This window comes from Methylobacterium sp. J-026, from assembly GCF_022829585.1.
GTDB lineage: Bacteria > Pseudomonadota > Alphaproteobacteria > Rhizobiales > Beijerinckiaceae > Methylobacterium.
In genome coordinates this window covers 33120-44826 of record NZ_JAKSYC010000322.1, presented here as the reverse complement: position 1 = coordinate 44826, position 11707 = coordinate 33120, and the positions used below count along the sequence as shown (strand labels likewise).

The following is an 11707-nucleotide window of genomic DNA, read 5'->3' as shown; positions in this document are numbered from 1 at the left end:
GGCGCTTGAGCAGCTGGAAATCCTCGCAGTCGCCGATGCCGTCCTCGGCCAGGTCCCAGCGGTCGGCCACGTGCAGGTGATCCTGGTCGGTCATCGGCTCGACCGCCTTGTTGACCCGCCGGTTCACCGACACGATCGTCGCCCAGGTCGACGCCGTCAGGCTGATCCGCGCCGGCTCGCTCCGGTCCACCGCGCACTCCGCCCCGTAGCTCTGGCAGAACGTCACCCACGCCGCGATCGGCTTCGCCTCCCCCTGGATCCGCGCGCCCACCTCCGCCGGAAGGCTCGCCAGGGTCTGGGCTTCGGCCGCGACGCCGCCCAGGCCGAGAGACGCCAGGACCAGGACGAACGCCGCGCGGCAGCCGCGGGAGAGCCGACGGGATGCAGAGCGGGAAACCAGTCCCTGCACCTTGGAAACCGCGAACCGCATCGCCGGGACTCAACCGTTAAGCTCTCGTTAACGAAAGCTCTCACGCCGGAGGCCCGGCGGCAATCCGCCGATTAACAAAAGGTTAACGCTGTGCGCAACGCGGATAAGACCGCCACAGCGCCGGGCCCGGGGGCGGCCCGGGCGGCAACGCGAAATCGTGAAGGCGGGACCCTGCGCCCGGCGCGGCCGATCGCCGTTGTCCCCCGACCGTGCCACCGCGAGGACGCAAGTGGGCGGCAGGAGGAATGCCCATGGGGTACGCATCGAACGGGGTTGCCGGGACCATCGTGGCCGGGTTTGCGGCCATGGCCCTCTGGACGGTTCCGGCCGCGGCGGCCCCTCCCGCCGCCGCCCCGGATACCCCCGCGGGTTCGTCCGACCTGAAGAGCGACGGGCCGACGCAGCCCGCCAAGGTGCAGGACGGCCAATACACGGACAAGAACGGCGATCCGACCTATCACGTCACCGACAACGGCAAGAAGGTCGATTGGTACACGATGTCGGGCTACCTCCGGTACAGCGCGAACTGCATCGTATGCCACGGGCCGGACGGCATGGGTTCGACCTACGCGCCCTCCCTGGTCGACGCCCTGAAGGGTATGGACTACGCGCATTTCGCCGGCATCATCGTCGGCGGCAAGAGGGACGTGAACGCCGCCCAGGAACTGGTCATGCCGGCCTTCGGGGATAACCGGAACGTCATGTGCTACATGCCCGACATCTACACCTACCTGCGCGCCCGCGCGGATGGTGCGCTGGGCCGCAACCGCCCCTCCGAGCACGAGCCCAAGCCCGCGGCCTTCGAGAAGGCCGAGGATGCGTGCATGAAGTGAGGCCCGGCGCCGGACACCCGGTATTGGCCGGCGGAACACCCCGTTGCGCCGGTCGATTGCGCGCGACATACTCGGCCCGCGACACGGGAGAGCGGACGACAAGTCCGCCAAGGGGGGCCGCAGGGGGTGAGACGTGGCTCTGGGATCGGGTGTGCGCCGCCATCTGTGCGGCATCTGGACGGCCTGGACGGAGGCGGCCACGGCCACCGACGCGGTCGCGGACATAGCCGGGGCGATCCGTGAGGCCCGTCTGTCGCAGATCGTCGTGTTCTTCTCGGCCGATTACGATGCCGCGATCCTGGCCCTGGAACTCGCGGCCCGGTTCCCCGCGGTGCCGGTCTCCGGCTGCTCGATGTCGGGGGGCATCGCGCCGGCCGGCGGCCTCGACCGCGGCCTCGTCGCCATCGCGTTCCCCGCCGAGCGTTTCCGCATCGTCTCGACCGTGCTCGACGCCATCGACCACCTCGACGTGGAGCGCACCGCCTCCGCGGTGCGCGGGCTGCGCCGTACCCTCGATCCGCTGGACCAGGGCCGCGAGGGCGATCCGACCCCGACCGGCCGCCGCTTCGCCCTGTCGCTGATCGACGGGCTGGCCAACGCGGAGGAGACCGTCGTGTCGGCGATCGCCTGGGCCCTCGACGGCATCCCGATCGTCGGGGGCTCGGCCGGCGACGACCTGCGCTTCCGGGACGCGGTGATGCTGCATGGCGGCCGGATCCACCGCAAGGCCGCGATCCTCGTGCTGGTGGAGACCGACTTCGCCGTCGAGATCTTCAAGAGCGACAATTTCGAGCCGACCCGGACCAAGTTCGTGGTCACCGCCTCGGACGGCGAGCGCCGCACAGTGCACGAACTCAACGCCGAGCCGGCGGCGCGGGAATACGCCATGGCGATCGGCCTGGACCCCGAGGGCCTGTCGCCGATGAGCTTCGCGGCCTATCCGCTCGCCGTGAAGGTCGGCGGCGAGTATTTCTGCCGCTCGATCCGGCGGATGAACGAGGACGGCTCGCTCAGCTTCTTCTGCGCGGTCGACGAGGGGGTGGTGCTGACGCTCGCCGAGCCGCGCGACATCGTCGCCTCGACCCGGGCCGAGCTGTCCCGCCTGGACCGGGTGCTGGGCGGCGTCGACCTGATCATCGGCTTCGAATGCGTCCTGCGCCGCCTGGACGCCGAGAGCCGTCAGGTGCGCCACGGCATCACCGACCTCTACCGCCGCTACAACGTCGTCGGCTTCGAGACCTTCGGCGAGCAGTACCGGGCGATGCACCTGAACCAGACCTTCACGGGCATCGCCATCGGCAGAAACCTCAATGACGAGAGCCTGGCGGCCTCCGGCGAGGCGCCAGCCGCGTCGTGACCACGCATCCGAACGGGCTGGAGACCGACGCCGCCCTGCGCCGGCGGATCGCGAAGCTCGAGCGGATCAACGCGGCGCTAATGTCCCATGTCGAGCGCAGCATGGACCAGCGCGGCAGCGCCTACTCGCTGTTCCAGACCGCGATCATGCTGGAGGGCCGCGTCCGCACCCGCACCGAGGAGCTGACCGGGCTGATGCACCGGCTGGAACGCTCCAACGCGGCCCTGGCCGCCGCCAAGGAGGAGGCCGAGACCGCCAACCGCTCCAAGACCCGCTTCCTGGCGGCGGCGAGCCACGACCTGCTGCAGCCGGTGAACGCCGCCCGCCTGTCGATCTCGGCGCTCGCCGACCTCGACGGTCCGCCGGAGGCGCGCACCATCGCCGGTCAGGTCGAGCGCGGGCTGCAGACCATCGAGGACCTGATCAAGACGCTCCTCGACATCTCCAAGCTCGATGCCGGCATCGTCCGGCCGCAGCCGCAAGCGGTCTTCCTGCCCGGCCTGCTGGCCGAGCTGGCGGAGAGCTTCAAGCCCTTCGCCGAGCGCAAGGGCCTGCGCCTGGCGGTGCGCTGCCCGGACCTGACCGTCACCAGCGACGTGGTGCTGCTGCAGCGCATCCTCCAGAACCTCGTCTCGAACGCGGTCCGGTACACACAGACCGGCGGGATCGTCCTGGCGGCCCGCAGGCGGTCCGGCGGCGTCCGAATCGAGGTCACCGATACCGGCTGCGGCATCGCCCCGGAGGAGCGCGACCTCGTGTTCGACGAGTTCTTCCGCGGCGGCGTCCGCTCGGGCGGCGGGGAGGAGCCGGGCCTGGGCCTCGGCCTGTCGATCGTCCGCCGCATGGCCCAGGCGCTGGACCATCCCCTGACCCTGGCCTCGCGGCCCGGCCACGGCACCTGCGTCAGCCTGGTTTTGCCCCTGAGCGCGGTCCCGGCCGCGGCCGCGCCGCCGGCACCGGTGGCGACCCGCCTCTCGGGGGCCCATGTCCTGGTGGTCGAGAACGACGCCTCCACCGCCGAGGCCCTGGGCCGCCTGCTCGAGAACTGGGACGCCCGGGTCTCGACCTTCCGCGACCTCGCCGGGGTGCGGGCGGCCATCGCCGCCGGGGCGGCGCGCCCGGACATCCTCGTCCTCGACTACCACCTGGACGACGGCGCCTGCGGCCTCGACGTCGCCGCCTATCTGCGGGGCCTGCGCGCCGATCCGCTCCCGGCGATCGTGACCACCGCAGACCATTCCGCCGCGGTGGAGGCGCGGGTGACGGCGGCGGGGGCCGAGCTCGTGCGCAAGCCGGTCAAGCCGGCCCAGCTCCGCGCGCTGCTCACCCACATGCTGGCCTGAGCGGCGCGAGGCTGATCACAGGGCGCGGCGTGCCCCCTCTCCCATGCGGGCTTTGATGGTGAGGCATCGACATTGGCAGAGGCCGGATCCGCGCGTCTCCCTTCCCCTCTGGGGGGGAGGGAAGGCGCAGGGGAAGTCGGGAGAGCCCATTGTAACCGGTGAGCCCGAAGCTGTCGGGGAACGGGCGCGGCGCAGGACGAAGCGCAACACCCTTTCCCAGGCGCACGCCGCGCAAGCAGAATGCCAACGGTGACCCGGCGGAAGGCCAAGCCGCGCAGCGGCGCCGCGAACAAACCCGTCCGCGCCGTGACATAGGACACACGACGCCCCTCGACGGCCGGTCCCCCGCGCGCGACAGGGAGCGGCATCCGCGGCGCGTCCCGCGCCCGGACTTCCCCAGCGATCGACGTCACGGGCCCGTCCGGGACGCCGCAGGAGTGCGCGCGATCATGGTGCAGGTCCCGGCCGGTTCAGGCGCCGCCGCCGCTGGGGGCACGCCCGGCAGCTCCCACGACGGCCTGCCGCCGCGTGCGCGGGTCCTCGCCATGGCGGCGATCGGACTGGCCATGACCATGGCGGTCCTCGACGGGGCCATCGTCAACGTGGCGTTGCCGGTCATGGCCAAGGACCTCGCGGTCAAGCCCGCCGAGGCGATCTTCGTGGTCAACGCCTACCAGATCGCCGTGACCGCGAGCCTCCTGCCCTTCGCGGCCCTGGGCGACATCTTCGGCTTCCGCCGGGTCTACCTGCCGGGCCTGGCGGTCTTCGTCGCCGCCTCGCTCGCCTGCGCGGTGGCACCGAGCCTGCCGCTCCTGATCGCGGGGCGCATCGTCCAGGGGCTCGGGGCCGCGGCGATCATGAGCGTCAATATCGGCTTCGTGCGCTTCATCTATCCGCACCGGATGATCGGCCAGGGCGTCGCCAACGTGGCGCTGGTGGTGGCGGTGGCCTCCGCGGCCGGCCCGACCGTGGCGGCCGCGATCCTCTCGGTGGCGACCTGGCCCTGGCTGTTCCTGGTCAACATCCCGGTGGGCCTCCTGGCGCTGGCGGTGGCCTCCCGGACCCTACCGGTGACGCCGGCGAGCGGCCGCCCCTTCGATCTCGTCAGCGCCGTGCTCAACGCGCTGACCTTCGGCCTGCTGATCATCGGCATCGACGGGCTGGGCGACCCCGGGGGCCAGGGGATCGCGGCCGCGGAGCTCGTGGGCGCGCTGGTGATCGGCGCGGTGTTCGTGCGGCGCCAGATCCGGCTGCCGGCGCCGCTGCTGCCGGTGGACCTGCTGCGCATCCCGGCCTTCGCCCTGTCGATGGCGACCTCGGTCGCCTCGTTCTGCGCCCAGATGGTCTCCTACGTGGCGCTGCCCTTCTACTTCCAGGACGTGCTGCACCTGTCGAGCACGCAGACCGGCTTCCTGCTCACCCCCTGGCCGATCGCCGTGGCGGTGATGGCGCCCGTGTCGGGGCGCCTCGCCGACCGCTACCCGCCCGGGATCCTCGGCGGGATCGGGCTGGCCATGCTGGCGACCGGCCTCGTCTGCATGACGCGCCTGCCCGACGCGCCCGCCACCCTCGACATCGTCTGGCGCCTGACCCTGTGCGGCCTCGGCTTCGGCCTGTTCCAGTCGCCCAACAACAAGGTCATCGTCACCTCCGCGCCGCGGGAGCGGGCCGGCGGCGCGAGCGGGATGCAGTCGACGGCCCGGCTCACCGGCCAGTCCCTCGGCGCCGCCCTCGTGGCGGTGATCTTCGGCCTGACCCACGGTCAGGGACCCGGCCGGGCCGTGACCCTCTCGCTGTCCTGCGCGGCGGCCCTGTCGGTGATCGGCGGTTGCGCCAGCGTCCTGCGGCGGAGTCGGAGCGGCTAGACGGACGCCTCATGCCACGCCCGGCCCGGGCACGCGTTGTCCCCGAATATCCTGTGCTGGAGCCCTCTGATGGATCTCGATCTCACCGGCCGGAAGGCCCTGGTCACCGGCTCGACCGGCGGCATCGGCTACGCCATCGCCAAGGAACTCTGCGATCTCGGCGCCGAGGTCGGCATCAACGGGCGCACCCCCGAACGGGTCGAGGCGGCCCTCGCCAAGCTGCGGGGCGAGGCGAAGGCGGGCCGCGCCTTCGCGGCCGCGGGGACCGTCGCCACCGCGGAGGGCGTCGCCGCCCTGGTGCGCGCCGTGCCGGACGTGGACATCCTGGTCAACAACACCGGCATCTTCGAGCCGAAGCCGTTCTTCGAGATCCCGGACGAAGACTGGCAGCGCTTCTTCGAGGTGAACGTGATGAGCGGCGTGCGCCTGTCGCGGGCCTATACGCCCGGCATGGCCGCGCGCGGCTGGGGACGGGTGATCTTCATCTCCAGCGAGTCCGGCCTCAACACGCCGACCGAGATGGTCCATTACGGGATGACCAAGACCGCGCAGCTCGCGATCTCCCGCGGCCTCGCCCAGACGGTCGCGGGGAGCGGCGTCACCGTCAACAGCGTGCTGCCGGGCCCGACCCTGTCGGAGGGCGTGGCGGACTTCATGATCCAGATGGCCGGAGGCAAGGCCGACGCCGATCTCGACGCCATGGGCCGCGCCTTCGTGGCCGAGCACCGCCCCTCCTCGCTGATCAGGCGCCTCGCGCGGGTCGAGGAGGTGGCGAACCTGGTCGCCTATCTCTGTAGCCCGGCGGCCAGCGCCACGACCGGGGCGGCGCTGCGGGTCGATGGCGGCGTCGTGCAGGGCATCGCCTAAGCGGCGCGGCTTCAGGCGCGTGTTCGCGTCCAGGGTCCGGCGCCGGTCAGCGGGAGGCAGGCCGCGATCCGGACCCGTCGAGGGCACCTCGCGGCGCGGCTCGTCCGGTCGGACCTGCGGGTCTGGATCCCTGGCTGGGACCTGGCTGGGATCTGCGGCGCCCTGCGAAAACCGGGTGCCGGCCCGTCCCTGCGCCGACGCGTGTGCTCCTAGAGCCGAAGGTCCGGGCCTTCGACCGGGCAAGGCTCTAGGGAGCGATCAGGCCTTGAGATGCGCAGCGAGATGCTTGTTCATCTCGAACATCGAGCACTTGTCCTTGCCGAAGACCTTCTTCAGCTTGTCGTCGGCCACGATCTCGCGCTTGTTCTCGGGATTCTGAAGGTTGTGCTTCTTGATGTAGTCCCACACCTTGCTAACCACTTCGCCGCGCGGCAGCGGGCTGGTACCGACGATCGCGCCGAGCTCGGCCGAGGGCTTCAGCGGCTGCTGCAGGGCGTTCGGCTTGGCGCCGGCGGCCTTGGCGGCGACGGGCTTGGCAGCCTTGGCCGGAGCGGCCTTCTCTTCAGTCTTGGTGGTCTTGGCCGCCTTGGGCGCAGCCTTCTCGGTCTTTGTGGCCATCTACTTCCTCCGGTTCTCGGGCCGCAGGCCGGGGCAAGATCACCCCACGGCCGAGCCAGCATAGCAGCAACTAAGCGGTGCCGCTGCTGTTCCAAGGGGAAATCGCCTCCGCGGGCCCCTCATCCACAAGGCAGGCGCGGAAAACCGCACCGGAAGCGCCGGGTCGGCACGCTCACGAAGATTATTCACCGGATCGAGCCGCGCGAAACCTGCTCTTAATAAACTTCCGCCTGAAGTACAGTCATGTTCGCCCCAGCTCTCACACTCGCGCTTCTGCTCGCCGCCGCGCTCGTCACTGGTCTCGGACTCGGCATCCGCGCCGAGCCGGCCGCATCGGGCATGGAACCCGGCCGCGGCCTGATCTGAGCGGCCCGGGATTGCGGGAACGGTCGACCCGGTGCATCTGCCCGGCGTCATGACCGATCCGATCACCCCCGCGAACCTCGAAAGCACGGCCCATGTCGTCCAGGTCGCCCTGAGCCCCGTCTTCCTGCTGTCCGGCATCGCGACGCTGCTCAACGTCTTCGGTGCGCGGCTCGCCCGGGTGGCGGATCAGGCCGAGCACGTCTCCGGCCTGCTCGCCGGCGCCGGGGATGCGGAGCGCGTCCGCCTAGGCGCCCGCCTCGACCGCCTGCACCGGCGCTCGCTGGCCCTGGACGCCGCGGTGTTCCTGGCCGCCCTCGGGGGCGTCGCAACCTGCGGCGCGGTGCTGACGCTGTTCGTCGGAGCCCTGCGCGACGCGACCGTGGCGACGCTGCTGTTCGGCCTGTTCGGCGCGGCGATCCTGTGCACCCTGTGTGCCCTCGTCGCCTTCGGCTTCGAGATGCTCCTCGCCAGCCGCACCGTCCGCGACCGGGTCAGCGAGCGGCGCGCCCGTGCCGGCATCCCGGCCGAGTCCTGACCGCCCGCCGCGCGGAACCCGGCGCCCTCGGCCCGCTTGGTTCGCAGGATCAACGGGATGCGGGCCGTACCGCATCCGGCGAGCGGGAGTGATCATGCCGACGGACCTGCCCAACGAACGCGCCGTGAGGAAGCCCGGAACCCTGGAACTCGACCCCGCCGGCGAGGGGCTCGCCATCGACGAGACCGCCCGGCTCATCGCCTCGAACAAGGTCGAGGGAACGGCCGTCTACGACCATACCGGCCGCCATCTCGGGGCCGTCCACAATTTCATGGTCGACAAGGTCTCCGGGCAGGTCGCCTACGCGGTGCTGGCCTTCGGGGGCTTCCTGGGTCTGGGCGAGGCCCATCATCCCCTGCCGTGGAAGGCTTTGACCTACAGCCCCGACCTCGGGGGCTACGTGGTCGATATCGACCCGGGCGCCCTCGCCGGCGCACCGAGCCACGGGGCGGGCGAGGACGGATTCGCGGACCCGGCCTATCGCGGCCGGATCGAGGATTATTACGGCCTGCGCGCGCCGACGGCGTGACCGGCCGCGCGCCGGTGCCGGAGCGGATTGCTCCGGCGCCGGGGGCTCAGAACTTCCCGCCGAGGCCGACGGAGCCGCCGGGCGCCATCATCGGCCCCATCGAGCCGCTGCTGCCGCTGCCCGCAACCGCGCCGTTGCCGCCGTCGAGATCCTCGCGCCGGATGCGGCGCTCACCCGCATCGGCGGACCGGGTCGCGCCGCCGGCGGTCTTCGGGAGGTCCAGCTGCCGCGTCGGCGCGGTCTGAAGCGGCTGTCCGTCGGCATCCGCCGGGGCGTTGCGCGCCTCGCGGTTGGGCAGGGCACCGCGCATGGAGGGCGGGAGCCCGACATCGGACGCCGGCATCACGCCGCCGCCCCCGCCGAGCGCCTGACAGCCGGCCATGAGGCCGGCCAGGGCGACGCCGAGCGCGAGTCCGCGCACCGTGGCGCAGCGCGACGAGGGGAGGGTCGACATCGTGCAGTCCTCGAAAGGGCCGCGTTGGTCTCCGCGGCTCGCATGGCTTATCGGCCGCTGTCTACGCCGCGGTTGCGGCGAAAACCAGACATCCGCGCTGCCGCCGGTTCCGTGTCTCCCGTCGGGCGCCCCCGCGCGCAGGCCGGCCCGGACCTTGCGGCCCGGCCGCCCGGGTCCATAACTTCGCCCAGGTCCTGCGGCACGACGGCCATCCGCAGGCAGGGTCCTGCCGGCGGCGGGCCCGGACCCGGCCGACATGGTCGCGGTTGCGCCGGCGTACCGGCTCGGCCCGGCCTTTCCTCAGAGGACGACGCGTGTTCAGAACCAACCGGATGATCGCGGCCGTGACGCTCGCCCTCTGGGCGTCGGGAGCCGCGGCGCAGGTCCAGCCCAGCGGGAGCGACGGCGCGTCCGGCCAAGCCCCGCCGCAGGCCCCTGCGGCGAGTCCGGCCCCTCCGGCGAGTCCGGCCCCGGTCGCTCCCGCGGCCCCGGCGCCGACCCCGCCCGTCGCCGCGGGGACGCCGGCGCCGCAGCAGGGCACCCCGGCCACCGTCCTGGACACGCAGGATTACGAGAGCCTGCTCGGCCGCAGCGTGCGCAGCGCCGGGGGCGACGAGCTGGGGCGGGTGATCGACATCATCATCGACAAGGAGGGGCATCCGCGCGCCGCGATCATCGATTTCGGCGGGTTCCTCGGGGTCGGCACCCGGAAGATCGCGGTCGATTGGCGCGCCCTGCGCTTCACGCCGGACGGCGGCAAGGAGCGCAAGCTGTCGGTGGCGCTGACCCGCAACCAGGTCCGCGTCTCGCCCGAGTACAAGGCGGGCGAGCCGATCGTGGTGCTGGGCCCCGCCAGCCCGGCCGCCCCCTCGGTCGAGGGCGATCAGGCCGCCGCGCCGGCGGCCGCCCCGGGGGCACCCGCCGTGGCGCCGACGGTTCCGGCGGCGACGGTCCCGACCCCGCCCGCCGGCGCTCCGGAGAAGGCGCCGGACAAATGACGGTGGCCCGATTGAAGGTACGAACCGTCGTCTCCCATCGCGAGCGCGAGATGCCCAGGCCGGACATCCGCGCGCGTGTCGTGCGCCTGAAGGATCAGACGGCCGAGCCCCCGCGCGCGCCGGCCCAGGCGACCGGGGCCGCCGTGGCCGGGCATGCGGCCTCGCCGGCGAGCCGCCACGGCCTCGACGCCTTCGCGTTCTTCGTGGCCAACCTGCAGACCGGCTTCGGGCCGTTCCTGGCTGTCTACTTCTCGCAGGCCAAGTGGACCCAGTCCGATATCGGCTTCGCCCTCACCGTGGGCAGCCTGGTCGCCCTGCTCGGTCAGGTTCCGGGCGGGGCATTCGTGGACATCGTCCGCTCGAAGCGCTTCGCCGCCGCGGTGGCGGTGATCGGCATCGCCGGCAGCGCCTTCGCCCTGGCGGTCTGGCCGAGCTTCCCGGTGGTGCTTCTGGCGATGGCGATCCATTCGGGGGCGAGCTGCGTGCTGACGCCCGCCATCGCGGCGATCAGCATCGGCCTGGTCGGGCGCGCCCATGCCGGGGAGCGCCTCGGCCGCAACGCGAGCTTCGCGGCCCTGGGCAACGCGCTGGGCGCCGCCGGGATGGGGGCCATCGGCTATTACCTGTCGAACGGCGCGGTCTTCTACCTTACGGCGGCCCTGGGCATCCCGGCGGTGATCGCCCTCGCCCGCATCCGCGCCCGGGATATCGATCCCGCAGTGCTCAAGGAGCCGGCCAGGCCCGAGGCGGCGCGCGCCGCCGGGCCGGACGGGATCCGGGCCCTGCTGACCAACCGCGGGCTCCTGAGCTTCTCGGCCTGCATGGTGCTGTTCTTCCTGGCCAACGCCGCGATGCTGCCCCTCGTGGGCAGCGTCCTGACCCTGCGGGCGAGCGAGACCGCGACCGCGCTGGTCGCGGCCTGCATCATGGTCCCGCAGGCGGTACTGGCGGTCAGCGCCCCCGCGGTCGGGCGGGCGGCCGAGCGGTTCGGCCGCTACCCGGTGCTGCTGTTCGGCTTCGGCGCGCTCCCCGTGCGCGGCCTGATGCTCGCCTACACGACCAACCCCTACGGTCTCGTCGCCGTGCAGGTCCTCGACGGGATCTCGGCCTCCGTCCTCGGGGTGATGGTGCCGCTCATCGTCTCGGACCTCACCCGCGGGACCGGGCGCTTCAACCTCGCGCTGGGCGCGGTCGGCACCGCCATGGGCATCGGCGCCGCCCTCTCGACCTCCCTGGCCGGGATCATGGCCGACCGCCTCGGCAGCCACAGCGCCTTCCTGGGGCTCGCCTGCATGGGCTTCGCGGCCTTCCTGCTGGTGGCGCTGATCATGCCCGAGACCCGTCAGACGGAGACCGCGGCCTGATACCGGACCCTGATGCGCCTGACTCAGCGCGGTCCGCCCGCGCGACCCAGTCTGAAGGCCTGCGGCACCGGATTCGCTTGGGTGTTTCCCGGCCGCTCAAGCGGCGTTCAGGTTTGACGGATAAAAGCGCACGGGAGGTGCGGCCTGG

At 72.2% G+C, this 11707-nt stretch carries 13 protein-coding genes; 10 read left to right on the top strand and 3 right to left on the bottom strand.

Going from position 1 to position 11707, the window contains the following annotated elements:
• Positions 1-430 (bottom strand): transglutaminase-like cysteine peptidase (locus MKK69_RS27890; protein ID WP_243973413.1); only part of this gene is annotated, 430 nt, incomplete at its 3' end.
• A 251-nt stretch (positions 431-681) separates the two neighbouring features.
• Between MKK69_RS27890 and MKK69_RS27885 the strand changes: the two genes are divergently transcribed.
• The 5 genes from MKK69_RS27885 (at position 682) to MKK69_RS27865 (ending at position 6695) form a co-directional block, all read left to right on the top strand.
• The gene (locus tag MKK69_RS27885) at positions 682-1263 is read left to right on the top strand and encodes a c-type cytochrome, methanol metabolism-related (protein WP_243973412.1); all 582 of its coding nucleotides are present in this window, start codon (positions 682-684) and stop codon (positions 1261-1263) included.
• 133 nt (positions 1264-1396) lie between these two features.
• Positions 1397-2620, top strand: coding sequence for an FIST signal transduction protein (locus MKK69_RS27880; protein ID WP_243973411.1), 1224 nt, complete (start codon positions 1397-1399; stop codon positions 2618-2620).
• Positions 2617-3963 (top strand): hybrid sensor histidine kinase/response regulator, encoded by a 1347-nt coding sequence (locus MKK69_RS27875; protein ID WP_243973410.1) that lies wholly within the window; start codon positions 2617-2619, stop codon positions 3961-3963. Before MKK69_RS27880 ends, MKK69_RS27875 begins: the two co-directional genes overlap by 4 nt.
• Before the next feature lie 449 nt (positions 3964-4412).
• Positions 4413-5828 (top strand): MFS transporter, encoded by a 1416-nt coding sequence (locus MKK69_RS27870; protein WP_243973409.1) that lies wholly within the window; start codon positions 4413-4415, stop codon positions 5826-5828.
• A 69-nt stretch (positions 5829-5897) separates the two neighbouring features.
• On the top strand, positions 5898-6695 hold the full coding sequence (locus tag MKK69_RS27865; RefSeq protein ID WP_243973408.1) for an SDR family NAD(P)-dependent oxidoreductase: 798 nt from the start codon (positions 5898-5900) through the stop codon (positions 6693-6695).
• 258 nt (positions 6696-6953) lie between these two features.
• On the opposite strand, the gene MKK69_RS27860 is transcribed toward MKK69_RS27865, so the two are convergent.
• Complete coding sequence (locus MKK69_RS27860) at positions 6954-7313, bottom strand: SWIB/MDM2 domain-containing protein (RefSeq protein WP_243973407.1); 360 nt, start codon at positions 7311-7313, stop codon at positions 6954-6956.
• A 243-nt stretch (positions 7314-7556) separates the two neighbouring features.
• Here MKK69_RS27860 and MKK69_RS31125 point away from each other — a divergent pair, with 243 nt between their 5' ends.
• The 3 genes from MKK69_RS31125 (at position 7557) to MKK69_RS27850 (ending at position 8743) form a co-directional block, all read left to right on the top strand.
• The gene (locus MKK69_RS31125) at positions 7557-7679 is read left to right on the top strand and encodes a hypothetical protein (protein WP_279598656.1); all 123 of its coding nucleotides are present in this window, start codon (positions 7557-7559) and stop codon (positions 7677-7679) included.
• Positions 7680-7728: 49 nt separating this feature from the next.
• Positions 7729-8214: a DUF2721 domain-containing protein gene (locus tag MKK69_RS27855; protein WP_243973406.1), complete on the top strand. Its 486-nt coding sequence runs from the start codon at positions 7729-7731 to the stop codon at positions 8212-8214.
• A 94-nt stretch (positions 8215-8308) separates the two neighbouring features.
• Positions 8309-8743 (top strand): PRC-barrel domain-containing protein, encoded by a 435-nt coding sequence (locus tag MKK69_RS27850; RefSeq protein ID WP_243973405.1) that lies wholly within the window; start codon positions 8309-8311, stop codon positions 8741-8743.
• 46 nt (positions 8744-8789) lie between these two features.
• Here MKK69_RS27850 and MKK69_RS27845 read toward each other — a convergent pair whose 3' ends face one another.
• A complete protein-coding gene (locus MKK69_RS27845) occupies positions 8790-9197 on the bottom strand; it encodes a hypothetical protein (RefSeq protein WP_243973404.1) in 408 nt (135 codons plus the stop codon).
• Positions 9198-9529: 332 nt separating this feature from the next.
• On the opposite strand from MKK69_RS27845, the gene MKK69_RS27840 reads away from it, so the two are divergent.
• A complete protein-coding gene (locus MKK69_RS27840; RefSeq protein ID WP_243973417.1) occupies positions 9530-10195 on the top strand; it encodes a PRC-barrel domain-containing protein in 666 nt (221 codons plus the stop codon).
• Positions 10192-11559, top strand: a complete 1368-nt coding sequence (locus tag MKK69_RS27835) for an MFS transporter (RefSeq protein WP_243973403.1) — start codon at positions 10192-10194, stop codon at positions 11557-11559. Before MKK69_RS27840 ends, MKK69_RS27835 begins: the two co-directional genes overlap by 4 nt.
• Positions 11560-11707 lie beyond the last annotated feature (148 nt).